General features: G+C 63.6%; 24 protein-coding genes. 13 read left to right on the forward strand and 11 right to left on the reverse strand.

Features of this window, described 5'->3' with window-relative positions; all coding sequences use genetic code 11:
- Positions 1–132: 132 nt before the first annotated feature.
- From glmS to RFN30_RS30970, 3 genes are all read right to left on the reverse strand, one after another.
- Positions 133–1,956, reverse strand: coding sequence for a glutamine--fructose-6-phosphate transaminase (isomerizing) (gene glmS, locus RFN30_RS30960; protein ID WP_320265784.1), 1,824 nt, complete (start codon positions 1,954–1,956; stop codon positions 133–135).
- A 231-nt stretch (positions 1,957–2,187) separates the two neighbouring features.
- Positions 2,188–3,555 (reverse strand): bifunctional UDP-N-acetylglucosamine diphosphorylase/glucosamine-1-phosphate N-acetyltransferase GlmU, encoded by a 1,368-nt coding sequence (glmU, locus tag RFN30_RS30965; protein ID WP_320265785.1) that lies wholly within the window; start codon positions 3,553–3,555, stop codon positions 2,188–2,190.
- 167 nt (positions 3,556–3,722) lie between these two features.
- Complete coding sequence (locus RFN30_RS30970) at positions 3,723–4,469, reverse strand: cytochrome c biogenesis CcdA family protein (protein WP_430694633.1); 747 nt, start codon at positions 4,467–4,469, stop codon at positions 3,723–3,725.
- A 167-nt stretch (positions 4,470–4,636) separates the two neighbouring features.
- Between RFN30_RS30970 and RFN30_RS30975 the strand changes: the two genes are divergently transcribed.
- The 9 genes from RFN30_RS30975 to rpmG all read left to right on the forward strand — a co-directional run bounded on the left by RFN30_RS30975 (position 4,637) and on the right by rpmG (position 14,130).
- Positions 4,637–5,014, forward strand: coding sequence for a COG4315 family predicted lipoprotein (locus RFN30_RS30975; protein ID WP_320265787.1), 378 nt, complete (start codon positions 4,637–4,639; stop codon positions 5,012–5,014).
- A gap of 278 nt (positions 5,015–5,292) precedes the next feature.
- Positions 5,293–7,860, forward strand: a complete 2,568-nt coding sequence (gene topA, locus RFN30_RS30980; RefSeq protein WP_320265788.1) for a type I DNA topoisomerase — start codon at positions 5,293–5,295, stop codon at positions 7,858–7,860.
- Between the two features lie 6 nt (positions 7,861–7,866).
- Entirely contained in the window at positions 7,867–10,188 is a 2,322-nt protein-coding gene (gene rnr / locus RFN30_RS30985; protein WP_320265789.1) for a ribonuclease R, read from the forward strand.
- The gene (locus tag RFN30_RS30990; protein WP_320265790.1) at positions 10,188–10,634 is read left to right on the forward strand and encodes a DUF983 domain-containing protein; all 447 of its coding nucleotides are present in this window, start codon (positions 10,188–10,190) and stop codon (positions 10,632–10,634) included. The genes rnr and RFN30_RS30990 overlap by 1 nt, the downstream gene beginning before the upstream one ends.
- Positions 10,635–10,788: 154 nt before the next feature.
- On the forward strand, positions 10,789–11,529 hold the full coding sequence (locus tag RFN30_RS30995; RefSeq protein ID WP_320265791.1) for an NUDIX hydrolase: 741 nt from the start codon (positions 10,789–10,791) through the stop codon (positions 11,527–11,529).
- 19 nt (positions 11,530–11,548) lie between these two features.
- Positions 11,549–12,724: an MFS transporter gene (locus RFN30_RS31000; protein WP_320265792.1), complete on the forward strand. Its 1,176-nt coding sequence runs from the start codon at positions 11,549–11,551 to the stop codon at positions 12,722–12,724.
- A gap of 201 nt (positions 12,725–12,925) precedes the next feature.
- Positions 12,926–13,408 (forward strand): YqfO family protein, encoded by a 483-nt coding sequence (locus RFN30_RS31005; protein ID WP_320265793.1) that lies wholly within the window; start codon positions 12,926–12,928, stop codon positions 13,406–13,408.
- Positions 13,409–13,441: 33 nt separating this feature from the next.
- Entirely contained in the window at positions 13,442–13,804 is a 363-nt protein-coding gene (locus tag RFN30_RS31010; RefSeq protein WP_320265794.1) for a YybH family protein, read from the forward strand.
- Between the two features lie 158 nt (positions 13,805–13,962).
- The gene (gene rpmG / locus RFN30_RS31015; protein ID WP_040995604.1) at positions 13,963–14,130 is read left to right on the forward strand and encodes a 50S ribosomal protein L33; all 168 of its coding nucleotides are present in this window, start codon (positions 13,963–13,965) and stop codon (positions 14,128–14,130) included.
- Positions 14,131–14,701: 571 nt separating this feature from the next.
- On the opposite strand, the gene RFN30_RS31020 is transcribed toward rpmG, so the two are convergent.
- Both RFN30_RS31020 and RFN30_RS31025 read right to left on the reverse strand, forming a co-directional pair.
- The gene (locus RFN30_RS31020; protein WP_320265795.1) at positions 14,702–16,075 is read right to left on the reverse strand and encodes a PleD family two-component system response regulator; all 1,374 of its coding nucleotides are present in this window, start codon (positions 16,073–16,075) and stop codon (positions 14,702–14,704) included.
- 21 nt (positions 16,076–16,096) lie between these two features.
- Positions 16,097–16,453: a response regulator gene (locus RFN30_RS31025; protein WP_281061521.1), complete on the reverse strand. Its 357-nt coding sequence runs from the start codon at positions 16,451–16,453 to the stop codon at positions 16,097–16,099.
- A gap of 252 nt (positions 16,454–16,705) precedes the next feature.
- Between RFN30_RS31025 and RFN30_RS31030 the strand changes: the two genes are divergently transcribed.
- Together RFN30_RS31030 and RFN30_RS31035 are read left to right on the forward strand one after the other, a co-directional pair.
- Complete coding sequence (locus RFN30_RS31030) at positions 16,706–17,005, forward strand: DUF3572 domain-containing protein (RefSeq protein WP_320265796.1); 300 nt, start codon at positions 16,706–16,708, stop codon at positions 17,003–17,005.
- Positions 17,002–17,655, forward strand: coding sequence for a hypothetical protein (locus RFN30_RS31035; RefSeq protein WP_320265797.1), 654 nt, complete (start codon positions 17,002–17,004; stop codon positions 17,653–17,655). The genes RFN30_RS31030 and RFN30_RS31035 overlap by 4 nt, the downstream gene beginning before the upstream one ends.
- Positions 17,656–17,673: 18 nt before the next feature.
- Here RFN30_RS31035 and RFN30_RS31040 read toward each other — a convergent pair whose 3' ends face one another.
- Complete coding sequence (locus tag RFN30_RS31040) at positions 17,674–19,218, reverse strand: YdgA family protein (RefSeq protein ID WP_320265798.1); 1,545 nt, start codon at positions 19,216–19,218, stop codon at positions 17,674–17,676.
- Between the two features lie 104 nt (positions 19,219–19,322).
- The gene (locus RFN30_RS31045) at positions 19,323–19,898 is read right to left on the reverse strand and encodes a GNAT family N-acetyltransferase (RefSeq protein WP_320265799.1); all 576 of its coding nucleotides are present in this window, start codon (positions 19,896–19,898) and stop codon (positions 19,323–19,325) included.
- 65 nt (positions 19,899–19,963) lie between these two features.
- Here RFN30_RS31045 and RFN30_RS31050 point away from each other — a divergent pair, with 65 nt between their 5' ends.
- Complete coding sequence (locus tag RFN30_RS31050; RefSeq protein ID WP_320265800.1) at positions 19,964–21,292, forward strand: DNA polymerase IV; 1,329 nt, start codon at positions 19,964–19,966, stop codon at positions 21,290–21,292.
- Positions 21,293–21,299: 7 nt separating this feature from the next.
- On the opposite strand, the gene RFN30_RS31055 is transcribed toward RFN30_RS31050, so the two are convergent.
- Positions 21,300–21,803, reverse strand: a complete 504-nt coding sequence (locus RFN30_RS31055; RefSeq protein WP_320265801.1) for a hypothetical protein — start codon at positions 21,801–21,803, stop codon at positions 21,300–21,302.
- Positions 21,804–21,985: 182 nt separating this feature from the next.
- On the opposite strand from RFN30_RS31055, the gene RFN30_RS31060 reads away from it, so the two are divergent.
- Positions 21,986–22,867: a DMT family transporter gene (locus tag RFN30_RS31060; protein WP_320265802.1), complete on the forward strand. Its 882-nt coding sequence runs from the start codon at positions 21,986–21,988 to the stop codon at positions 22,865–22,867.
- A gap of 46 nt (positions 22,868–22,913) precedes the next feature.
- Here RFN30_RS31060 and RFN30_RS31065 read toward each other — a convergent pair whose 3' ends face one another.
- From RFN30_RS31065 to RFN30_RS31075, 3 genes are all read right to left on the reverse strand, one after another.
- A complete protein-coding gene (locus RFN30_RS31065; RefSeq protein ID WP_320265803.1) occupies positions 22,914–24,761 on the reverse strand; it encodes a DUF7055 domain-containing protein in 1,848 nt (615 codons plus the stop codon).
- Positions 24,762–24,774: 13 nt separating this feature from the next.
- Complete coding sequence (locus RFN30_RS31070; protein ID WP_320265804.1) at positions 24,775–25,323, reverse strand: class I SAM-dependent methyltransferase; 549 nt, start codon at positions 25,321–25,323, stop codon at positions 24,775–24,777.
- Positions 25,324–25,414: 91 nt separating this feature from the next.
- Positions 25,415–25,816, reverse strand: a complete 402-nt coding sequence (locus RFN30_RS31075; protein ID WP_320265805.1) for a GtrA family protein — start codon at positions 25,814–25,816, stop codon at positions 25,415–25,417.
- Between the last annotated feature and the right edge of the window lie 96 nt (positions 25,817–25,912).

Here is a 25,912-nt window from a genome sequence, read left to right on the forward strand (position 1 = left end):
TCATGCGAAAGATCGTCGTCACCCTAAATGCCAGGCTCCGGGACGCCATGATTCCTCAGAGTTGATGACGAAAGAAGGGACCATCGGCAGCTGTAGTTCGAACTACCGTGTGCGAAGCAAGCAGTGACGGTGCTACTCCACCGTCACCGACTTCGCCAAATTGCGCGGCTGGTCGACGTCCGTGCCCATGAAAACGGCAGTGAAATACGCAAGCATCTGGATCGGCAGCGCATAGATGATCGGCGCAATGATTTCCGGCACATCGGGCAGGATGATCGTTTCCATCGTCTTGATGCCTGCCTGGGCAGCGCCCTTGGCGTCGGTGATGAGGATGATCTTGCCGCCGCGCGCCGCCACTTCCTGCATGTTCGACACCGTCTTTTCGAAGATGCGGTCATGCGGCGCGATGACGATCACCGGCATGTTCTCGTCGATCAGCGCGATCGGCCCATGCTTCAGCTCGCCGCCGGCATAGCCTTCGGCGTGGATGTAGGAGATTTCCTTGAGCTTCAGCGCGCCTTCCATGGCCAAAGGGAAATTGGTGTCGCGGCCGAGATAGAGCACGTCCTTGTAGCGGGAGAGCTCGCGCGAGATGCGTTCGATCTGCTCGTCGAGCTTCAGCACCTGGGTGGCAAAGCGCGGCGCCTCGGAAAGCTCGCGCACCAGTTGCTTCTCCTGATCGCGCGAGATCGTTCCGCGTGCCACGCCCGCCCGCACCGCGAGCGAAGCCAGCACAGACAGCTGGCAGGTAAACGCCTTGGTCGAGGCGACGCCGATTTCCGGCCCGGCAAGCGTCGGCAGCACGACGTCGGATTCGCGCGCCATGGTCGATTCACGCACGTTGACGACCGCGCCGATCTTCATGCCGGCCTGGCGGCAGTAGCGCAGCGAGGCCAGTGTGTCGGCCGTCTCGCCCGACTGCGAGATGAAGAACGCCGCGTCGTTCGCCGACAGCGGCATCTCGCGATAGCGGAATTCCGAGGCGACATCGATGTCGACCGGCAGCCGCGCATAGCGCTCGAACCAGTATTTCGAGATCAGCCCGGCCAGATAGGCGGTGCCGCAGGCCGAGAGCGCCAGGCGGCCGATCTTGGCGAAATCGAAGGGCAGGTCGAGCGGCTTCGACACGCCGGAGACGAAATCGACATAGTGCGCCAGCGTGTGCGAAATTACCTCCGGCTGCTCATGGATTTCCTTTTCCATGAAGTGGCGGCGGTTGCCCTTGTCGACCATGAAGCTGGTCGACAGCGACTGCTGACGCTTGCGGTCAACCTGGTTGCCGTCGATGTCGTAGATGACGACGCTGTTGCGGCGCACCACCGCCCAGTCGCCATCCTCGAGATAGGTGATGGAATTGGTGAAGGGCGCCAGCGCGATCGCGTCCGAGCCCAGGAACATTTCGCCGGCGCCGTGGCCGACAGCCAATGGCGGGCCGTTGCGGGCACCGACGATCAGGTCCTCGTCGCCCTTGAACATGATCGCCAGCGCGAAGGCGCCCGAGAGCCGCTTCAGGGCCTGGTGCGCGGCCTCGACCGGCTTCAGCCCCTTGGCGATCTCGCACGACACCAGATGGGCGACGACCTCCGTGTCGGTCTGCGAGGAGAACGCATAGCCGTCGAGGGTCAGTTCATCGCGCAGCTCGGCGAAATTCTCGATGATGCCGTTGTGGACGACGGCAACGCCGTCGGAAAAATGCGGATGCGCGTTGGTCTCGTTCGGCACGCCATGCGTGGCCCAGCGCGTGTGGCCGATGCCGATCGTGCCGTCGAGCGGCTCTTCCTTCAGCCGGCGCTCGAGGTTGATCAGTTTGCCCTCGGCGCGGCGGCGGCCGAGCGCCCCATTCTCGATGGTGGCGACGCCTGCCGAGTCATAGCCGCGATACTCCAGCCGTTTCAGGGCATCGACGATAAGCGGCGCGACCTGCGAACGGCCGACAATTCCAACGATACCGCACATGCGCTGCCCCCGATTCCCTGCAGAAACCAGCGCTATCTAGGGATTGCCGGACTGCCGCGAAAGTCACTTTGCGTTTCGTTCCGTGTCAGCGGAACGGTGTTTGCACCGATGCACCATGACAGGCCGCGCTTGCAATCCCGTTACCGCAATTGGTTGGTTTTTTCGCGGCGCGGTCCTCGATTGTTCATCGTTGGTGCCAGCGGCGCCGGCACGGAAAACCCCGTTTGACGATCATTCCGCGGCTTTTTTCTTCGCCGTTGCGGCCGAAGCAAACCGCTCCCGCAGCTCCTTGCCCTTGCCGGGCAGCGTCTTCTGACGGGCGCGGCCGAAGGCAAGCGCGTCGTCGGGCACGCTTTCGGTGATCACGCTGCCCGAGGCGACGTAGCCACCTTTGCCGATGGTGACAGGCGCCACCAGCGAGGAGTTCGAGCCGACAAAGGCGCCCTCGCCGATGTCGGTGAAGAATTTCGAATAGCCATCGTAATTGCAGGTGATGGTGCCGGCGCCGATATTTGCCGCAGCACCGACGCGCGCGTCGCCGATATAGGTGAGGTGGTTGACCTTGGCGCCCTCCTCGATCGTCGCCTGCTTGACCTCGCAGAAATTGCCGACCTTGGCCTTTTGCCTGAGATCGGCGCCCGGCCGCAGCCGCGCGAACGGCCCGACATCGCAGTTGGAGGCAATCGTTGCGCCTTCGATATGGCTGAAGGCGTGGATCCTGGCGCCCGAGGCGATCTTCACGCCCGGGCCGAACCAGACATTCGGCTCGACGATCGTATCGGCGCCGATCTCGGTGTCGTGCGAGAAGTAGACCGTTTCGGGCGCGATCAGCGTCACGCCGGACAGCATCGCCTCGCGCCGCCGGCGCGCCTGCCAGATGGCCTCCGCCTCTGCGAGCTCGGCCCGGTTGTTGATGCCGAGCGCGCTCTCGAAACTCGCCTCCGAGGCCACCACGTCGAGGCCCTCCGCGCCGGCGATCTCGACGATGTCGGTGAGATAGAACTCGCCCTTGGCGTTGTTGTTGCCGACCTTATCAAGCAGCCGAAGCGCGTGCTTGCCGGCCACCGCCATCATCCCGGCATTGCAGAAGCCGATCTTCTTCTCCGCCTCGGAGCAGTCCTTCTCCTCGCGGATGGCGACCAACCGGCCGTCTTTCTCGATCAGCCGACCGTAGCCGGTCGGATTGGGCGGGCGGAAGCCGATGACTGCGACGGCGGCCCCTTCCGACAGCTTCTGTCGCGCCGCCGCCAGGGCACCCGCGTCGATCAGCGGCGTGTCGCCGAACATGACGAGGATGTCGTCGTAACCCTTTGATATCGCTTCGCGCGCGGCAAGCACGGCATGCGCGGTGCCGAGCCGCTTCTCCTGCACGAAGGTCTCCGCCTTCGGCGCGAATTTCTGCGCCGCCTTGCGCATCTCTTCCGCGCCGTGACCGATCACCAGCGCCAGGCCCGTCGCTCCAGCGGCCTCCGCCGCTTTCACCACATGAGCCACCAGCGGCAGGCCGGCAATGGCATGCAGCACCTTGGGCATCGCGCTTTTCATGCGCGTGCCCTCGCCGGCGGCGAGGATGACGGACAGGCAGGATCTCTGGCTCATGAAAGGGCAACCGTGCGAAAAAGAGTAGGAATCGGCACCATCTAGCATTGGCGGCATGGTCTACCAATGCGGTTAAATTCCGGTGAGACCTTCGAGCAACCGACTTTTAATCAGTAGCTCGACTATCCAGCGCCGCGCTCGATCGTAGTTGATACCGCCGCGGCAACCTATCCCAACCTTCCCAGCGCCGGGAAATTCTCCAACAGCCAATAGGATGCGCTCTGCACGCCACCGGTGAGGAAGAACACGCCGGCGACGACCAGCAGCGCGCCGATCGCCTGCTCGACGCGGCCGAGATGGACGCGGAATTTGCCGAGGAAGCGCATGAAGGCGCCGGAAAACAGCGCCGCGATCAGGAAGGGAATGCCAAGGCCGAGCGAGTAGGCGGCGAGCAGCAGCGCGCCCTCGCCCACCGTTTCGCGCCCGCCGGCTAAAGTCAGGATAGGCCCCAGCACCGGGCCGATGCAGGGCGTCCAGCCGAAGGCGAAGGCCAGCCCCATGACATAGGCGGCGATCATGTTGGCGGGCTTGCCCTGCGACTGGAAGCGCGCCTCGCGCGACAAAAGCGGAATGCGCAATATGCCGAGGAAGTTGAGGCCCATGACGATGATCAGCGCCCCCGCAACCATCGCCAGTTGTCCCTGCCAGACGCGCAGCAGGTGGCCGATGGTCGAGGCGCCGGCGCCGAGCGCGACAAAGACGGTGGAGAAGCCGAGCACGAAGGCCAAAGAGGCATAAAGCAGCGCGCCGCGCGCGCCTTCGCGCGCCGTCACGCCCTGATTGCCGCGGAAATCGTCGACCGAGACGCCGGCCATGTAGCAGAGATAGGGCGGCACCAGCGGCAGCAAGCAAGGGGACAGGAACGAGATCGCCCCGGCCCCGACCGCGCTGACATAGCCGATGTCCAATGCCATTTTCATGAGTCCCAGATTGTGTTGGCACCGATATAGCGATGCAAAAGCCTCCATGCCAATCACCATTGTGTGGCATGTCGCCGCCTCGCCGAGGAAGAAATTACCTCATTGATGCGTTGAATGAGTGAGCATGCGATTACCGCGTGCTTGTTCTCAGGGAGATTGTCATGAAATCGATTGCACTCGGATTCGCGGCGCTTTTGCTCTGCACCGCCGCGTCCCATGCTGCCGAGGCATGGAAGGAGGCTACTGTCGGAGGCGTCAAGATCTATACCGATGCCAAGGGTATGACGCTCTACACCTATGACAAGGACGAGAAGGGCAAATCCAACTGCTACGACAAATGCGCCGCCAACTGGCTGCCGCTGAAGGCTGCGGCCAACGCCAAGGCCACCGGCGAATGGACAGTCGTCAAACGTACCGACGGCACCAGGATGTGGGCCTATGACGGCAAGCCGCTTTACAGGTTCGTCAAGGACAAGAAGGCTGGAGACATGAGCGGCGAAGGCGTTGCCGGCGTCTGGCACGTCGCCAAGGCCGATTGAGTTTTCCGTTCCTGGCTGCCGGATGCCTTTCCGCCGGCAGCCAGCCCGTTGCGTTCCCAGTTGCGTCGTTGACGGCGCTGCCTTGGCACGATCCGCCGCACTCCAAAAATGTGATCTTCGCCATACACTCTAAGAGTGTATCGCCGGCGGCGGATCCGCAAATTGGCTCCTTCCCCTTGACCGATTGCAAAAGCACGGCCATGTGAGCGACGAAAAGAGTGGGATTTCGTCGTGCGCCGCGGAGTTCTTCCGCCGCCTCACAGCTGATAAGAGACCTCATGGACGTCGTCGTCGTCGAATCGCCGGCCAAGGCGAAGACAATCAACAAATATCTGGGCAAGAACTATAAGGTCCTGGCCTCGTTCGGCCATGTCCGCGATCTGCCGGCCAAAGACGGCTCGGTGCGCCCGGACGAGGACTTCGCCATGTCCTGGTCGGTCGACACCGCTTCCGGCAAGCGGCTTGCCGACATCGCCAAGGCGGTCAAGGACGCCGACGGGCTGATCCTTGCCACCGACCCGGATCGCGAGGGCGAGGCGATTTCCTGGCATGTGCTGGAAGTGCTGAGGCAGAAGCGCGCGCTGAAGGACAAGCCGGTCAGCCGCGTCGTCTTCAATGCCATCACCAAGGCTTCGGTGCTCGAGGCCATGGCCAACCCCCGCCAGATCGATGCGCCGCTGGTCGATGCCTACCTTGCCCGCCGCGCGCTCGATTATCTGGTCGGCTTCACGCTGTCGCCGGTGCTGTGGCGCAAGCTGCCGGGCGCCCGTTCCGCCGGCCGTGTGCAGTCGGTGGCGCTGCGTCTCGTCAGCGACCGCGAATCCGAGATCGAGCGCTTCATCCGTGAGGAATACTGGCAGATCGCCGCCATCCTCAACACGCCGCGCAACGACAGTTTTGAAGCGCGGCTGACCGCCTATGCCGGCAAGAAGCTGCAGAAGCTCGACATCGCCAACAAGGCGCAGGCCGACGACATCAAGGCGATGCTGGAAGGTGCGACCTTCAAGGCGCTGTCGGTCGAAGCCAAGCCCACCAAGCGCAATCCGGGCCCGCCCTTCACCACCTCGACGCTGCAGCAGGCCGCCTCCTCGCGGCTCGGCTTCTCGGCCAACCGCACCATGCAGGTGGCGCAGAAGCTCTATGAAGGCATGGATGTCGGCGGCGAGACCGCCGGCTTGATCACCTATATGCGAACCGACGGCGTGCAGATGGCGCCGGAGGCGATCGAGGCCGCGCGCGATGCCATCGCGAGCGAATTCGGCGCAAAATACCTGCCTGAAAAGCCGCGCTATTATTCGGTCAAGGCCAAGAACGCGCAGGAAGCGCACGAGGCGATCCGCCCGACCGATTTCAAGCGCACGCCGGCATCGGTCAGGCAATATCTCGATGCCGACCAGGCGCGGCTCTACGAGTTGATCTGGAAGCGCGCCATCGCCAGCCAGATGCAACCGGCAGAGATCGAGCGCACCACGGTCGAGATCGAGGCGGTCAACGGCGCCCGCACCGCCGAGCTTCGCGCCGTCGGCTCGGTCGTGCGCTTCGACGGCTTCATTGCAGCCTACACCGACCAGAAGGACGAGGACGCGGAGGACGAGGAAAGCCGCCGCCTGCCCGAGATCCGCGCCAACGAGCAGCTTGCCCGCGAGGCAATCAACGCCACCCAGCACACGACCGAGCCGCCGCCGCGCTACTCCGAGGCATCGCTGATCAAGAAGCTGGAAGAGCTCGGCATCGGCCGGCCGTCCACCTACACGGCGATCCTGAAGACGCTGGAGGATCGCGACTACGTCGCCATCGATCGCCGCAAGCTGGTGCCACAGGCCAAGGGCCGGCTGCTCTCGGCCTTCCTCGAAAGCTTCTTCGAGCGCTATGTCGAATATGATTTCACCGCCTCGCTCGAGGAAAAGCTCGACGAGATCTCCGACGGCAAGCTCGCCTGGAAGGACGTGCTGCGCGACTTCTGGAAGGATTTTTCCGGCGCGGTTGACGACATCAAGGAACTGCGCGTTTCCGACGTGCTCGACGCCCTCAACGACGAATTGGCGCCGCTGGTGTTTCCTGCGCGGGAAGACGGCTCGAATCCGCGCATCTGCCCGAAATGCGGCACCGGCAACCTGTCGCTGAAGCTCGGCAAGTTCGGCGCCTTCGTCGGCTGCTCCAACTATCCGGAATGCTCCTACACCCGCCAGCTTGGCGACGCCGCCAATCCCAATGGCGAGAACGGCAATGGCGAGGACGGCGTCAAGCTGCTCGGCAAGGATCCGTACACGGCGGAAGAAATCACGCTGCGCAGCGGCCGTTTCGGGCCCTATATCCAGCGCGGCGAAGGCAAGGACGCCAAGCGCTCGAGCCTGCCCAAGGGCTGGACGGCCGAGTCGATCGACCATGAGAAGGCGATCGCGCTGCTGTCGCTGCCCCGCGACGTCGGCAAGCACCCGGAAACCGGCAAGATGATCTCGGCCGGCCTTGGACGCTACGGGCCCTTCGTGCTGCACGACGGCACCTACGCCAATCTGGAAAGCATCGAGGATGTCTTCTCGATCGGGCTGAACCGTGCCGTCTCGGTGATCGCCGAGAAGCAGCAAAAGGGCAAGGGCGGCCGCAACGGCGCCACGCCGGCTGCGTTGAAGGAACTTGGCGTCCATCCCGATGGCGGCGGCAAGATCGTTGTGCGCGACGGCCGCTACGGCCCCTATGTCAATTACGGCAAGATCAATGCGACGCTGCCCAAAGGCAAGGATCCGCAATCGGTGACGATGGAAGAGGCGCTTGCCTTGATCGCCGAGAAGGAAGCCAAGGGCGGAGGCGGCAAGAAGCCGTTCCGCAGGGCAGCGAAGAAAGGATAGCAGGACGTGGCGCGCAGGATCTCCGGAAGAAGCCACGGCGATCCCCGCAGCGCCGACACGAGGGCCAAGCTGGTCAAGGACGACTACCGGCCCTCGCGCGACGAAATCCTGCGCTACATCGCCGAGAACCCCGACCGCTCCGGAAAACGCGAGATCGCCAAGGCCTTCGCGTTGCGCGGCGAGGACCGCATCTGGCTGAAGGACCTGCTGCGCGACCTGCAGGACGAAGGCCTGCTGACAAAGGAACGCAAACGCCTCACCCGCGCGGGCGCCCTGCCGCATGTCGCCGTGCTCGACATTGTCGGTCGCGATGCCGACGGCGTGCTGCTGGCCAATCCGAGCGAATATACCGGTCCCGGCTCGCCGCCCGTGATTGCCATCCGCATGCCGCGCGGCGCCAGCGGCCCCGTCCCCGGCATCGGCGACCGCGTGCTCGCCAAGACCTTCCCGACCGACGATGCAAGTGCCGTCTATGGCGGCCCCGCCTACACCGGGCGGGTGATGAAGATCTTCGAGAGGCGCAGCGAAGCCGTGCTCGGCGTCTTCCGCGTGCTGAAGGACGGGACTTTCCGCATCGAGCCGGTGGAACGGCGCCAGCCGGAACTCATCGTCGACAAGGAATTCCAGAACGGCGCCAAAAACGGCGATCTGGTCGAGGTCGAGCCCGCCCGGGCATCCCGCTATGGACTGCCCAGAGCCAAAGTCCTCGCCGTGCTGGGTTCGCTGACCAGCGAGAAGGCGATCTCGATGATCGCCATCCACGCTCACGACATCCCGCATATCTTCCCTGCCGACGTGATCGGCGAAGCCGACGCCATGAAGCCGGCGACGCTTGCCGGCCGTGAGGACTGGCGTGACCTGCCGCTGATCACCATCGATCCGGCCGACGCCAAGGACCATGACGACGCGGTCTTCGCCGCGCCGGATACCGACGAGAAGAACTCCGGCGGCGTCATCGTCACGGTGGCGATCGCCGATGTCGCGGCCTATGTCCGCTTCGGCACGCCGCTCGACCGCGAAGCGCTGAAGCGCGGCAATTCGGTCTATTTCCCGGACCGCGTCGTGCCGATGCTACCGGAGCGCATCTCCAACGACCTCTGCTCGCTGCGCGAAGGCGAGGACCGGCCGGCCATCGCCGTGCGCATGACCTTTTCCGCCGAAGGCCGCAAGCTCAGGCACGCCTTCCACCGCGTCATGATGAAGTCGGCGGCCAAGCTCGCCTATCCGCAGGCGCAGGCGGCGATCGATGGCGCGCCGGACGACAAGACAGGGCCGATCCTCGATCGGGTTCTCAAGCCGCTATGGGACGCCTATGCGGTGCTCAAGCGCGGCCGCGACAGCCGCCAGCCGCTGGAACTTGAGCTGCCGGAACGCAAGATCCTGCTCAAGCCGGACCGCACCGTCGACCGTGTCGTCGTGCCGGAGCGCCTCGACGCCCACAAGCTGATCGAGGAGTTCATGATCCAGGCCAATGTCGCGGCCGCGGAGACGCTTGAGGGCAAGAAGGAGCCGCTGGTCTATCGGATTCATGACGCACCTTCGCTAGCCAAGCAGGAATCGCTGCGCGAATTCCTGCATACACTTGGCCTGTCGCTGGCGCGCGGCACGCAGATGCGGCCGGGGCAGTTCAACGGCATTCTGGAGCGGGTGCGCGGCGCCGACAACGAGGCGCTGGTCAACGAGGTGGTGCTGCGCTCGCAGAGCCAGGCCGAATATTCGCCGAAGAACATCGGCCATTTCGGCCTCAATCTCAGGCGTTACGCGCATTTCACCTCGCCGATCCGCCGCTATGCGGATCTCATCGTGCATCGCGGACTGATTGCCGCGCTCGGCCTCGGCCCCGGCGGCCTGACGCAGCAGGAGGCGGATCGGCTGGAAGAGGTCGGCGCGTTGATCTCGGCCACCGAGCGCCGCGCCATGGCCGCCGAACGCGATACGGTCGACCGCCTGATCGCGGCTTACCTCGCCGAGCGCATCAACGACACTTTCGACGCGCGCATCTCCGGCGTCACCAAGGCGGGACTCTTTGTCCAATTGCCGCAGTACGGCGCTGATGGCTTTATTCCAGTGTCAAGCCTCGACGGCGATTACTATATCTACGACGAAACCGCTCGATCGCTGTTCGGAGAACGCACCGGCAAGGGCTATCAGCTTGCCGACCGCGTCGAGGTTCGATTGCTCGAGGTCGCGCCAATGGCCGGCGCGATGCGTTTCGAGATGCTGAGCGACCCGAAGCCGCTGCCTGGTTCGCGACGGTCGTTCTACAAGGCCAAGGGCCGCGCCCGCGCGTCGCAGTCGCGTTTCGGGCCCCGCGGCAGGAGAAGATGATGCCGAAGGGCATGGAAGAACAGGTTTTCGGCGGCGAGCATCATTCGGGCCGCGTCGCGCGTCCGCTGTGGACGGCAATCAAGCGCGGCCTGCTCGGGCGCTGCCCGCATTGTGGCGAAGGCAAGCTGTTCCGCGCCTTCACCAAGCCCGTCGACAAATGCAGTGTCTGCGGCGAGGAGCTGCATCACCACCGCGCCGACGACCTTCCCGCCTATCTGGTGATCGTCATCGTCGGCCACATCGTGGTTGGCGCCTTCATGACTGTGGAAGCGACCTCGACGCTCACGCTGTGGCAGCACGCGCTGATCTGGGTGCCGCTGACCTTTGGACTGGCCATTGCGCTGCTGCAGCCGGTTAAAGGCGCCGTCATCGGCCTGCAATGGGCGCTCTATATGCACGGCTTCGGCGGCGAGAAGGACGAGTTCGAGCCGCATTCCCAGGTTTAGAGCGGCAAATTTGTTTTTACGAAATTCCGAACGGAAAACCGCTGCGCCCTTTGGCTGGAATTGCTCCGGCAGCGACGTTTCGTCCGGGGCTGGTGCAAAGGCCCGAACACGCAAGCCACTTTCGCATTCGAGAAGTTTCCGCTAGGTCGGGCGCATGGAAGGAATGACCAAGGCGGATATCGACAAGCTCGATAAAGGCTTGGCCGTGCACGGCGGCCGGCCGCTTCGTCCGCGCGATGCCGCAACCTTGATCCTGCTTGATCGGAGCGGCAGCGACGTTCTCGTGCTGATGGGCCGGCGTCATGCCGGTCATGCCTTCATGCCAGGGAAATTCGTCTTCCCCGGCGGCCGCACCGACCCTGCCGACAGCCGCATTCCCGTCGCCGCCCCATTGCACGCCGAGGAACAGGCAAGGCTCGCCAGCGGCCCCGGCCGCGCGAGCGCCGCGCGGGCACGTGCCATCGCCATGTCGGCAATCCGTGAGACCTATGAGGAAGCCGGCCTGCTGATCGGCCGCAAGGGCCCGTTCGCGACCGCCAAGCGCGACTGGCAGGGTTTCGTCGACCACGGCGTCGTACCGTCGCTGGACGCCCTGCGCTTCATCGCCCGCGCCATCACCCCGCCCAACCGCGTGCGCCGTTTCGACACGCGCTTCTTCAGCGCCTGGCGTGAGGACGTCGCCGTGGAGTTGCCGGACGGCGGCCCGACCAACGAGTTGGAAGAGCTCGTCTGGCTGCCGCTCGCCGAGGCGCGCAAGGCCGACATTCCCGATATTACCCGCATGATCCTGGAAGAACTGCAAAAACGGCTCGCCCACGATCCCTTGCTGCGTCCGGGCGGTGCCGTGCCGTTCTTCCGGCTCATCCGAAACCGCTTCGTCCGCGAAGTCCTTTAGAAGCAGAGCATCCATATCCATGACGGTCGATACCCAGCAAAAGGGCGACGAACGCGTACACTGCTTGCCGATGATCGCGGCGATCTCCTCGATCAGCGTGGTCGGCATCGCCATCGGCCTCGGCATGCCGCTGCTCAGCGTCATCCTCGAAACGCGCGGCCATTCGGCCTCGATGATCGGCCTCAACACCGCGGTCGCCGGCCTCGCCTCGATCGCCGGCGCGCCGCTCGCCACGCCGCTTGCCATGCGGCTCGGCGTCGCCTGGACCATGCTTTTGATGATCGCCGTCGGCGCGCTTGCTTTTGTCGGCTTCCATTTCGCGCCGGATTTCTGGATGTGGTTCCCGCTCCGCGTCGCGCTGCATATCTCACTGACGGTGCTCTTCATCCTGTCGGAATTCTGGATCAGCACCTCGGCCCCGCCGCATCGCCGCGGCCTTGTGCTCGGTATCTACGCCACGGTGCTTTCCCTGGGCTTCGCTGCCGGTCCCTGGCTGTTCGCGCATCTCGGCTCGAGCGGCTTCCTGCCGTTCGGCGTCACCATTGCGCTGGTGACGCTCGCAGCTATTCCAGTGCTGGCGGCCCGCAACGAGAGCCCGGCGATCGTCGCTGACGGCGAGACCAGCCATTTCCTGCGCTATATCTGGATGGTGCCGACCGCGACCTTCGCGGTGCTGGTGTTCGGCGCCGTCGAGACCGGCGGCTTTTCGCTGTTCCCGGTCTATGGCAGCCGTATCGGCTATTCGGAGGCCGACGCGGCACTGCTCCTGACGATGATCGGTCTCGGCAACGTGCTGTTGCAGATCCCGATCGGCATGATCAGCGACCGCGTCTCCGACCGCCGCTACCTGCTTCTGGCCTGCGCCACGGTCGGTCTCATCGGAACTGTGTTCATGCCTTTCTTCGCCCAGAACTGGCACCTGATGGCGGCCCTTCTGTTCGTCTGGGGCGGCGTGGTCGCGGCCATGTACACGATCGGCCTTGCGCATCTGGGCTCCCAGCTCTCCGGTCACGAGCTCGCCTCCGCCAACGCCGCCTTCGTGCTCTGCTACGGCGTCGGCATGGTGATCGGCCCACAGGCGATCGGCATCGGCATGGATGCCTTCGGCCCCTCCGGCTTCGGCTGGTCGCTCGCGCTGTTCTTTGCCGCCTATATGCTGCTGGTCTGCGTCAGGCTGGTGCGAAAGATTCTCTAAGCATGTCTCCCGAAAGTGGGAACCGGTTTCGGGATAAAGACATGCGTAAAAATCAAAACCTAAAGCGCATGGAGCGAATCTGAAAGATCGCGACGCGCTTAGCGCAAAAAGCCGCCTGACGTCGTCCTATCCTGACATCACCGTGTCAGCAGGGACCCTGCTATACCCTCGTTCCAACGCAGGAAGAGCGAGGAAAGACCAATGATCGACAGCGGCTTTGAAACCAGATCCCTCAGGATGGAACTCCTTCTGCTTGTCAGCTTCCAGGCGCCGGCGGCCGATGTCGAGCGCATCATGGAGGCGGTCGTGGCGATCACGCCGCTGCGCACGGGCAGGTATGACGGCAACGCCTACCAGTCGGCGCAAGGCATCGAGCGCTACCGGACGCTCGAAGGGGCTGCCGCGGGCGCCGAGATCGAGTTGCGCCGGCGGCCGGGCACCGTCGAGGTGTCGTTCGAGCTGCCCGACGACCAGGCGCTTGCCGCGCGCGTCGTCGAGGCCATATTCCAGGCTCACTCCTATGAGGAGCCGGTGATCCGAATCCAGCCGTTGCTGACCAGCCGCTCCAAGGGCCTCGATGACCGTACCAATCCCAACCGCTGGTGGAATACGACCGGCGACTGGAAAACCGATCGGCATCGGCCCGGCGCGGTGCCGCGACCGGAATCGGTCGCAGCGGAGTGACACCGGAGGCTGGCAGCGTTTGGAAAGTCGCCGATGAATGACGAGGCAAACCGCAAACCGGCACGCGATCCCCAGGATCTGGCGAGGCTGTTGGTTTTTCGCCAGCAGGCGGGAGATGCGGAAGGCATGGCGGCTCTCTACGAGCCCGATGCCATCCTCGATATCGGTGGCGGACAGTTGGCGCGCGGCAGAGACGCCATCCGCGGCTTCTACGCCAAGTTGGTGGCCGCGGGGCCAAAGTTTGAGCTTGGAGATCAGCGTCCGGCTGTCGTCAACGGAGATTTGGCGCTCACCTCCACGCGCCTTGCCGATGGCACGGTGACTGTGGAAATTGCCCGCCGGCAAGGCGACGGGACATGGCTTTGGGCGATCGACCAGCCGTCCATCCTCCCATGAGCCATGGCTCATGCGCCGAAACTCGGGATCATCCCCGGAGCCTCGCGGGCTTGACTTTCCGGGCGCGTTCTTTATGTGTCGCGCCAAGTTTCCCGCGTCCGGGTGTTTTCCCCGTGCTCCAGCGGCCAAAACTCCACGAACATTAACGGACGAACATCATGGCCAAAGCCGCAAACATCAAGATCAAGCTTCTGTCGACCGCCGACACCGGTTTCTTCTACGTGACCAGCAAGAACAGCCGCACCAAGACGGACAAGCTGTCGTTCCGCAAGTACGACCCGATCGCCAAGAAGCACGTCGAGTTCAAGGAAACCAAGATCAAGTAATCTGGTTTATCCTGAAACGTCGAAGCGCCGCCCTCCGGGCGGCGTTTTTGTTTGCGGGTACGCCCATCGCTTCGTCATCCTTGAGCTTGACCCCAAGATGAGGAAGTCGTGAGGCTTCGGCCCCGCGCAATGCTGCGTGTGTTTCTGCGAAAAAAGGGGGCCGGTCGGCGTTTGGCAGCGGTACGAGGAGGCCACTATGTGCCAGCGCCGGCCGGCCGACCCCACGGACCCAGGAGATGCGGCGGACCTGAGCATCATGGGGTATTTTTCGGATCGAGCCGGGCAGTCTACCCTCGTGCCGGCTTCGTCTTCGGTCTATGCAACGCAGATTTGCGCAAGAACGTATGAAAATCAACCATTTCTTAACCACGGCTCCCGAATCGCTTGGGTTAAGGTAAATTCGTAACCCTGTCGGATGACCGGATATTAGCCGCCTCTACAATGCGTATCGCTCAAAAGTGTGCGGCGGTTTTTTGAGAAAACGACCTGCGCAAACCGAAAGACTGGCGCAAGTCGCCCAAAAGTGCGCAGTGGAAGTGCGTCCGCCTAAATCCGTTTCAACACGACGCGCTTAGGCAGCCTTGGCGACAACCCGGTTGCGGCCGCCGCTCTTGGCCTCGTAGAGCGCAAGGTCGGCGCGCTTCATGAGCGCCGCGACCGTATCCGCTCCCTTCAGCACCGACGAAACGCCGACGCTGACCGTCACTTCAATCGTCTTGCCCTCGGTCCCGATTGCAAAGGGCACCTGTGCGATCTCGGCGCGGATGCGCTCGGCCACCTTCTCGGCAACGAGCCCGTCGGTGTCGGGCATGACCACGACGAACTCCTCGCCGCCGAACCGGCAGGCGAGATCGATGCCGCGCACGTTCTTGCGCAGCCGCCTGGCGAATTCGCGCAGCACGTCGTCGCCGCCGTCATGGCCGTGGGCGTCGTTGATGGATTTGAAGCGGTCGAGATCGGTGATCATCACCGACAGCGGCCGCCGCCGCGCCACGGCGCGGTCGAACAGCGTCTCAAGGTGACTGTCGAGGTAGCGGCGGTTATGCAGCCCGGTCAGCCCGTCGGTCACCGCCATCTCGATGGTTTGGGTGACGCTGGCGCGCAGCTGGTCGTTGTAGCGTTTGCGCCGCACCTGCGTGCGCAGGCGCGCCGTCAGTTCGTGCTGGTCGATCGGTCGCGTCAGATAGTCGTTGATGCCGAGTTCGAGGCCGCGGATGATACGCCCCTCCTCGCCCTCATCGGCCAGAAGGATGATCGGCAGGAAGCGGGTGCGGTCGAGCGAGCGCAATTGCGAGCAGAGTCTCAGCGCATCGAAGCCGGCAAAGGCCGTCGAGATCAGCACGCATTCGTAGGGTGTTTCGGCGGCTTGGAAGAAGCCGGCGTTCGGATCGGTGGCGATATCGATCTCGGCGCTGCCGCGCAGCATCTTCTGGACGCGCTCGATCGACGACCTGCGCTCGTCGATCAGAAGCACTTTGGGCTTGGTGTCTTCCGTCGCGAAGTTGCGGCTGAGCAATTCCTCGATGCCGATGTTGCGTGTGGTCGAGGCGCGCAGCCGCAATTCGTCGGTCAGCGACTTCAGCCTGACCAGGCTCTTCACCCGCGTCATCAATTGCAGATCGTTGACCGGCTTGGTGAGGAAATCGTCGGCGCCGGCCTCGAGGCCGCGCACCCGGTCGGACACCTGGTCGAGCGCGGTGATCATGACCACCGGAATGTGCGAGGTCGCCGGGTCGCTCTTCAGCCGCTTGCAGACCTCGAACCCGTCCATGCCCGGCATCATCACGTCGAGCAGCACGACGTCGACCTTGCCGTTTTCGCAGGTTTCGATCGCGTCCGGGCCGTTGCCGGCCGTCAACACCTCGAAATATTCGGCAAGCAGCCGGACCTCCAGCAGCCGCACATTGGCGGGGATGTCATCGACGACGAGGATCCGCGCGGTCATCTCAAAGGCTCCGGCTCGGCATCAGGCATCGCCCAGATAGGATTTGATCGTCTCGATGAAGCGCGGCACCGAGATCGGCTTGGAAATGTAGGCCTCGCACCCCCCTTGGCGGATGCGCTCCTCGTCGCCCTTCATCGCGAAGGCAGTGACGGCGATGACCGGAATCGAATGCAATTCGTCGTCTTCCTTCAGCCATTTGGTCACTTCCAGGCCCGAAACCTCGGGCAGCTGGATGTCCATCAGGATCAGGTCCGGCCTGTGCTTGCGCGCCAGGTCAAGCGCTTCCAGGCCGTTGCGCGTGCGAACCGTCTCGTAACCGCTGGCTTCGATGAGGTCCCGAAAGAGCTTCATATTGAGCTCATTGTCCTCGACGATCATGACCTTCTTAGCCATCAATTTCCCGTCCCGACGGTCCCCGGAGCCGAAGACCGCCGTCATGCGTCCTTGCCGGATCGCACCCAACCCGCATGTACCCTACGTCAATATAATTGACGAAACGCAAACCGGCCGTTGGAAAAGCACACCGATTCCACTTGCGGGTGCAGGGCTTAAGCGGCTGAGACTTGCCGCAAGCGACGCTTGCCATTACTGCGGAAGAAAGACTCACATCCACAGCAGCAAAAGGTAGTGATGGCGAACGCAGCGTCAATGCGCGAGGAGGCCGAAACCCTTGCCATCAGGGCGCTGGGCTTCGTCGCCGGCGATCCGGAACTCTTGCCTCGCTTCCTGGCGATCACCGGCATCGAGGCGCAGTCGATCCGCAAGGCAGCCGCGGAGCCGGGCTTCCTCGCCGGCGTGCTGCAGTTCATCCTCGCCCACGAGCCGACCCTTCTGCGCTTTGCCGAGGAGACCGGCACGCCGCCGGCTGCCGTCGGCAAGGCCTTGCGCGCCCTGCCGCTCGGCAACGACGACCACGAGCGCTCGACATGAGCGACGATCCCGAGACCGCGCGTCAGATCGAGGAGCTTGCCGCCGACGACCGGCCGCTGCTGGTGCTCGACGTCGACGATGTCGTGCTCGAATTCGTCCGGCCCTTTCCGCACTTCCTGAAATCGCGCGGTTTCCAGCTGACGCTCGCCTCCTTCCGCCTTACCGGCAACATCGCCGAGACGGCATCCGGCAGGCTGATCGAGCAGCCCGAGGTCACGGCCCTTCTCGGCGACTTCTTCGACGCGCAGGCCGATTGGCAGAGCATCACCGACGGCGCCGCTGAGGCGCTGGCGACGCTCGGGCAGCGTGCCGAGATCGTGCTTCTGACCGCCATGCCGCATAAGCACCGCGCCGTGCGCCGGGCGCATCTCGATGCGCTCGGCCTGAACTACCCGCTGCTGACCACGGAAATGGCGAAAGGACCGGCCATCGCCAAGCTGCGCGGCGCCAAGGGCAGGCCAGTCGCCTTCGTCGACGACCAGCCCTCCAATCTGATGTCGGCGCGCAATTCGGTCGCCGATGCGCACCTCTTCCACCTGATGGCCGACAATACGTTGCGCGCCTTCCTGCCGCCAACGCCGGACGACATCATAGCCGTTGACAACTGGCGCGAGGCGGCGCCGAAGATCGCCAACGCGCTTGAACTCTAGGCCAATACAAGGCTGGCACTAGGGCTGCAGCTTCGCTCCTGCGCCACCATCATCGTCCTGATCCGAGCCGCCATCCTGACCCGAGCCGTCATCCTGGCCGGCGCCGTCGTCCTGAACGGCATCGGCTGGCTTCAGCATGGCGCCATTGACCGTGACCGAACCGTCGGCCTTGGCATTGATCACCCATTCCAGCCGGCCGTCGGGCAATGTCTTGCCGAAACCCTTGACGGCAAGCGCGAAGGGGAAAGCCTGGGCCATTTGCTCGTCGCTCTTGGCGCCCTCCTGCAGGGCCTCGACGATCTTGTCGTAACCCGCGACATCGACGGTCACGGTCGCATCCGGCTTCTTGTCCGGAAACGTCATCTCGCCTTCCATCGCGACCTCGATGCTGCCGTTCTTCACCGTGCTGTGCCCGAGGACGAATTTGGGCGTCTTGGCCAGGAAATCGGCGACCAGCGCATCGCCGAACTCATCCGACAGCGGCGGATTCTTATTGAGATCAAAGGCTTCGATCGCCTTCTTCGCCATGGTGTCGAGGTCGATATTGGCGCCGCCGAAATTGAGGTCGACATCCGTCGGCAGCAGCGCAACGCTCCAGCCAGGCAGTGTCTGCTGCGGGATCGTCAGGCCGGAGGCCTTGATCGTGTAGCCGACCTTGCCGTTCTGGGAGACGCCGTCCATGCCGAACGCGGTGCTGAACTGCTTCGCCCCGAATTTGCCGACGGGGCTCTCCACCTCGAAATCCTTGAAGCCGTAGGTGCCATCGATCCTTTCCCAGACCGGCAGCGCGGCCCGCAGAAGCGTCTTCAGCTCTGCTTGGTTAGCCTTGAGCGTGGCTTCGTCCTCATTGGCCACGGCAAAGGCAAGCAGGTCGAGCAGCGGCTTTGTCCGCACGCCCTTGCCGCTTCCGTCCACCGACAGCTCCGGCGTTCTCAGCGTCAGCGGAAAATTCATTCCGTTGTCGGGATCGTCGATCTTGATCGTCTCGACGAAGCTCGAGACTTTCTGCGTCGCCGTGAAGTCGACGCCGCCATTGGCCGACTTGGTGGCGGCAATGGTCGCGGTGCCGGCGCCGGCGGTGACGTCCGCCTGCTGCTTGGCTTCCAGCGATGTCATCGTCATGCCGGCCATGGAGCTGGCGCCGCTGGTGAAAGCGGCGAGGCCCGGATCGTAGACGGCGGTGCCCTTGCCGTCCTTGACTGTGAGCTGCAAGCTTTGCGAGCCTTCCGGCCCGTTGAATTCAAAGGCCATGCTTTGCGAGAAATCCGAGGCGACATCCCAGGATCCATCGCTGCGCGGCTTCACCATCAAGGCATAGGGTGCGAGATCGAATTTCAGCGGCTTCTGATCCGGCAGGGCATTGACCAGCGCCTTGATGTCGACCGTGATTTTGTAGGCGCCGCCTTCGGCCGAGACCTTGAGCACGCCCTTGTCGAATGCCTGCTTGCCGAAATAGCGCGCCAGATTGTCGGAAAGCTGCTTTGCGCCCTGGCTATCGACCGTTTGCCCGAAAGCGGCCGGGCTGAAAGCAAGAATAAAAGCAAGTGGCAAAACACGCTTCACGTCAATTCTCCGTCAGTCTCGGAAAGCGAAAATCGTTCGTGCTTCTGGTAGGAAAGAAGCGTTACAACCGCAAGACGGCGACTGTACGCCAAAAGCCCGCGCCGCTAAAGCACCAGCCGCATCAGCGGCCGGCCGGGCTTGCGCTCCAGAAGCCTCTCGAAACCGGCCTTCTCGAACACCCGCGATGAGCCGACAAACAGCCCGATCGAGCGCGAATCGCGCGACAGGTCGATCGGGCAGGCTTCCAGCAGCCTGGCGCCATTCTCGCGGGCGAAGGCGACACCGCCGTCGACGAGGCGATGGGTGATACCCCTGCCCCGCGCCTTGACGCGAATGAAGAAGCAGGAGATCGCCCAGACGTTCGGATCGCCGGCGTCCGCCGGATCGACCGGCGCCGAGCCTCTGCCCTGGTTGTTCCATTCGGGCACGTCGGCGCGCGGGCCGATCTGCATCCAGCCGACCGCCTTGCCGTCCTCGAAGGCCAGAAGTCCCGGCGGCGGACCGGCCTCGATGCGCGCCTTGATGTGATCCTTGTTGCGCTCGCGGTCGCTCGCCCTGCGCTCCGCCGGTGTCAGCCGGAAATGCGTGCACCAGCAGCCGTAACAGGCGCCCTGCTTGCCGAAGAGATCTTCGAAGTCGGTCCAGCGCTCAGGGGTCAGCGGTACTATGGTCGTGCTCATACGTTCTCCCCAGGCCAAGCTTGTTGCCGGCCCTGCACTGTCGTACCATTGCGTTTGTTCTCTTTATGTTCGCAGCGATGGCGGCTCCTGTCAACAATCCCGAACACGGTTTTTGCCGCGACTGCCTGGCTTTGCAGCGCGGTGAGACGCGCCGCTGCGAGCGCTGCGGCAGTCCGCGACTTGTGCGCCATCCCGAGCTCTACCGGCTGCACATCGCCCATATCGATTGCGACGCCTTCTATGCCGCGATCGAGAAGCGCGACAATCCGGCGCTGAAGGACAAGCCGGTGATCGTCGGCGGCGGCAGGCGCGGCGTCGTCTCCACCGCCTGCTACATCGCCCGCATCCAGGGCGTGCGCTCGGCGATGCCGATGTTCAAGGCGCTCGAAGCCTGCCCGGACGCCGTGGTCATTCCGCCCAACATGGAAAAATACGTCCAGGTCGGCCGCGAGGTGCGCGCGCTGATGCAGGCTCTGACGCCGCTGGTTGAGCCGCTGTCGATCGATGAAGCGTTTCTCGACCTTACCGGCACCGAGCGGCTGCACGGCATGCCGCCGGCGCTTGTGCTGGCCCGCTTCGCGCAGACCGTCGAAAAGGAGCTCGGCATCACCGTTTCGGCCGGCCTTTCCTACTGCAAGTTCCTGGCCAAGATCGCGTCGGACTTCCGCAAGCCGCGCGGCTTCTCCGTCATCGGCGAAGCGGAGGCACCGTCATTCCTCGCCGGACAGCCGGTGACTTTGATCTGGGGCGTCGGCAAGGCGCTGGCCGCAACGCTGGAGCGCGACGGCATCCGCACCATTGCGCAGTTGCAGCGCATGGAGCGCGGCGAGCTGATGCGCCGTTACGGCGTCATGGGCGACCGGCTCTACCGGCTTTCGCGCGGCGAGGACGACCGCCGCGTCGACCCTGACGGCGATGCCAAGAGCGTCTCGGCCGAAACCACCTTCGACACCGATATCGCGTCGCTGGCGGAACTCGTGCCGGTGCTGCGGGGACTGTCGGAAAAGGTCTCGGTGCGGCTAAAGAAGTCCGGCATTGCCGGGCGCACCGTGGTGCTGAAGCTGAAGACCCAGGATTTCAAGATCCGCACCCGCAACCGCCAGCTTGGCGATCCGACACGGCTGGCCGACCGCATTTTCCAGACCGGGCTCGACCTGCTGCGCCGCGAGGCCGACGGCACGAAGTTCCGTTTGCTCGGCATCGGCGTCAGCGACCTCTCCGACGACGGGAAGGCCGATCCGCCCGACCTGGTCGACGTCCAGTCGAGGAAGCGCGCTTTGGCCGAGGGGGCGATCGACGCGCTGCGCGACAAGTTCGGCAGGAAGGCCGTCGAGACCGGCTACACTTTTGGCAAGGGCCGCAGCGCCAATCCGCCCGAGCCGCTCGAGGATTGAGACCTGATCAGCTGCGCCGCAGATCGATCCGGCTCGTCACCATGGTCTTGCCGGTTTTCGGATCGGTGTCGGTCACCGTCAGCCGCATGCCGTCGCTGCCGGTCTTTTCGACGGTCAATTGCGCGTTGCGGTCGCCATTGACCTCCTTTGCCCAACGGATGCCGAGATTGAGGGCGTTGCCCGAGCGGCTTCCGTTCAACTGCGCCGGTCCCGTGCGCGAGCCGATATAGACGCCGGTATAGCCGGCGCCGCTGGCCTTGAGGTCGGCACTGATTGCCCGCGTCATCAGGATGAGGCCGCGGCATTTGCCGTCGAGCGACAGCGAGGTCGCGGTGGCGCCGGATTTGAAGGTGCAGGAGATATTCACCGTCGGCGCGCTGGCGCTCACCTTGAGGGTGCCGCTGCCGGCGAAGCTGCCCTGGAAGGAGCGCAGGAAATCGGCATCGTCGGCACGGGCGTCCACCGCTGCCGTCAGGCAACCGGCGAGCAGAAACAGCATCATCGATTTCATCGGAAGTCTCCCCCAGCATCGAATGGCTGCGACTATTACGACTCGAACGCCTGCAAGGACCGCAGGTTCCGCCTTCAACGTGACTGTTTTTTAACGCCGCTTTCCGATGCCGCCGGGGCTGGCCCAGTCGAATGCATCGGCTAGCGGTTGCAGTCGAAGGTCCGGCTTGCGAAATAGCGCCCATGGCACCCGCACCCTCGATCACCAAGGCCGCGCTCTGGATGGCGCTGTCGATCGCCTCGTTCCTGGCGATGTCGGTCGCCGGCCGCACCGCGACGGCCGCGCTCAATGTCTTTCAGGTGTTGGAGCTGCGCTCGGTGATCGGCTTCTTCATCCTGCTGCCGCTGGTGATGACGAGCGGCGGCTTCAAGGCGATGCGCACCGAGCGTCCTCTCGCCCACCTCGCCCGCAACGTCGTCCACTATGCTGGCCAGGCCGCCTGGCTCTATGCGCTGACCTTGATTCCGCTGGCCGTGCTGATCTCGATCGAATTCACGACCCCGATCTGGACGGCGATCCTGGCGGTGAGCTTTCTTGGCGAAAGGCTGTCGCGGCCCAGGCTGACGGCGATCGTGCTGGGGTTGATCGGGGTGGTGATCATCGTGCGTCCCGGCGTCGGCTCGATCGATCCCGGTCATCTCGTCGTGCTGGGAGCCGCGATGTGCTTCGGTGTCTCGGTGGTCATGGTCAAGTCGCTGACGCGAACCGACAGCGTCGTGCGCATCATCTTCTGGATGCTGATCATCCAGTCCGTGGTCGGCCTCGTCCCGGCGCTCTATGTCTGGCGCAACCCGGCGATCGAACTGTGGCCGTCGATATTCGTTGTCGCCTTTACCGGCATGTCTTCGCATTTCTGCATGGCCCGCGCGCTCAGCCACGCCGACGCGACCGTCATTTCGCCGATGGACTTCCTGCGCGTGCCCTTGTCGGCGCTGATCGGCTGGCTGCTGTACAACGAGCAGATCGATGTCTTCACCGCCGGTGGCGCTGCGTTGATCCTGGCCGGCAACCTGCTCAACCTGCAGCGCAAAGCCCCGCAGCCTGCCGAAGTCGCCACCTCCTAGCTATAGAGACAATTGCCTAACGTCGACCTCGTCGATCGCGCGGTACTCAGTCATAGACGCCATCGAATAGAAAATCATTGTCGCCGCCGGCCTTGAAATGTCCGGCGTACGAGCCGTCCGGCAGCAGCAATGTTTCGCCTGCACCGTTGCGCAATGTTACGGTCTTTGGCCCGGTCGTAAGATGAAATGGCGGATCAAGCACGGCGCCGTCGATTTCGACCTGGCCTCGCAAGGGCGTTCCATCGGCATTGTAAAGCGCATAGCTTCCAGCGATCGGAACCTCGAAAATCTTGCGCTCGCCGGGATGAAGTCTGGTGCCGGCGATCCTGAGGTTGGGCGCGACACGGACGTAGCTGTTCACGATCAGGGGCGCGACCACCGGATAGATATAGTCCATCCGGTAGGACCACAGGATCAGCTTTGGCGGCGACTTGCCAAGGACATTGTAGGCCGCGGAGTTCTTGCCTTCGCGCAAGGTCGCGAGCACGTAGTGCTTGTCGAGCCACAAGGTTGTCGGCTCCATCCGGTTGGGCAGCATTCCTATACCGTCGAAATACCGCTCATCCGGTGCGAGCAACGACTCTGCGCGCGCCACCAGTTCAAGTTGGGCCGCATTGTCGAAGCGAAAGTAAAGCAGATTGACAACGAAGCTGATGGCCATCGCCGTGGCGAGCGCTATCCATGCAACGCGCAGGTACCGCACACGGGTCGCCAGGCCGTCGAGCAGTGTCAATGACCATAGCGACATGAACGGCAGCGCCATGATGAACACGTAGGGCCATGGCTGGTCGTGCGCGAAGACCAGCACCGTGACGACGACCGAAAAGATCAGCGCGATACGCCGTCGCTCGTCGAGCTTCATGATCTGCACCAGAGACAGAGCCATGCCGGAGAAGCAGAAGACATAGAGGACATAGTTGCGCGCGAGCGTCTGCAACACGAAGCGCCGCAGCCCCCCGTAGTCGGCGCCGCCGCGCATCGCGATCTCGAGCGGGCCGAACAGGAGACTCCTGGCGATGGGAACAGGGTCGGCACCGCCGAAGATGAAGCAATAGGCGACTATGGGAACAGTCCATCCCAGCACGAGCCATGCGCCGCGGGCGACGCCTGCCGCATAGCGTCTCATCAAAGCCGCGTCGGCGACCAGACCGAGCCCGAGCGCAAGATTGAAGTAGATTGATTTCTGCGTCGCGAGGAACGACAGGCCGCTCAGGGCGCCGGCAGCGACAAGCGGCCATGCCCTCAATTTGCGCGCCCGCAGGACGACCAGCAGCGCAGCCACGGCGAAGAACACCGCCAGCGGTTCGGCGATGGTGCGAAAAATGCGCTCCATGAAATTCGAGAAGCAGAGGAGGACGAGGACGAGGACCAATGCACGGATCCGATCCTCTCCTAGCGCTCGAGCGCACGCGTAGACGAAAGCAATCGTCCCGCATGCCAACAGCGCAGCCTGCATACGACCGACAAGCAGAATGGACGTGGCATCCCAGCCGATCAGGTGCGCGATCTCGTAGAAGATAGCATAGCCGACCGCCTTGGCGTGCCAGACCGTACCGAACAGGCCATTGGAGAAATATTTGGCCCATCCGAGTTGGACGAATTCGTCCATGACGAAGCGAGCGTTCCAAGCCAAGGTGAAGAGCAAAATGATCTTGAGCGCGATCAGGGCGCACAGAAAAATCGTTGCCTGGCGCTGCCCGAGACCGAATAGCCGGCTTGATCCGCGTGCACGTTCCTGCGTGTCCAAGATGCCCCCAAACCGGCTCAGGCTGAGCCACCCGCACCCCTCGCGGCGCAGCGGCTGCGCGCCCCTGTCGCCATTCCGGGCCGCCGCTTCACCCGCAAACAGCGAATCCGAGGACGCCGGCTTCCAGGAAGAGGTCCATGCCGGCATTCCCGTTCAGAGCCTACCAACTCAACACTTCGCAATAGTTCGGCCAGTCCGGCACAGCCGATGCTCTCTGCGCCTTTGGGAAATACCGTCGCGCCATGGCCGCGAAGTCCGCGCGTGAAAACAAGACGACATGCTTGTCTCCGGTAATGTGCCAGTCCGAAAGAAGCGACAGCATGGCGCGTACTCCCCCCGGCTCAACATCCTTCAGGATGATCTTCCGGCAGGCCCAGCGTTCACAGCTTTCGGCCAGCGATTTGAAGAACGCGTCGCGCTGCTCGACCGGCACATGATGGATGACGTCGCAAATCGTGACGGCATCATAGCGCCCGGTCACGTCGTTGAGATAAGTCGCAGGCAAAAGTTTAACCCTCGCTCGATTTGCATTGCTCAGGAACGTGCCGATCGACGGAGCCGGATCGCACATCGTAACCGCAAGGTCGGGGCGTCGACTTAAAAGCCGCTCGACAAGGGCGCCGTCACCGCCGCCGATGTCCAGCATCTTCGCACCGTTCGGCAATTCGCCGTCGAGAAAATCCGCTATTTTCTCGAGGTTGACGAACACACGGCGATAGGCATCGCCGACCGGCTTGAAATGGCGGCCGAGGACCCTGCGCGCGACCTGACCTGGTGCTGACATTCTTATTCCCCGTTTCCTATTGAGTGCTGTTCCCTGGGCGGGAGGCTGTCGTCGGCACAGGTGCGGGCCGCAGATAAAGACGCGGCAGGATGGCCCAGTGCGCGGCGACGAAGTTCCACACGAACAGAGCGACGGTGGCAATCGGCGTTGCAATCGCAACACCAAGACCGAGGCCGGAACACAGAACGATCATCATGCCTGTCGAGACCGGATAGGCCGCAGCCACGCCTACTGCGAAACGCGCGAATGCTTTCAAACGAAAAGGCTCGGCAAAGGTGAACCGGCTGTGCAGTGCGTATGCGAGGGGCGTAACGGCCGTGAATGAAACCACGGTGCCCAGCAGGTAGTGCCCTCCCGCTAGATCGACCGCGATCATGATGGCGTTGTGCGCAATGGCGCACAGCAGCCCCACCAGCATGTATCGCCATCCTCGTTCCAAAAGCGGTCTTTTGGGAGCAGCCGCATAGCGCTTCAGCTTCACCTGCTCGCCGGGGTTCATGACAGGGCTGGGCAT

The organism is Mesorhizobium dulcispinae (assembly GCF_033977345.1).
GTDB classification, from domain to species: Bacteria; Pseudomonadota; Alphaproteobacteria; order Rhizobiales; family Rhizobiaceae; genus Mesorhizobium; species Mesorhizobium dulcispinae.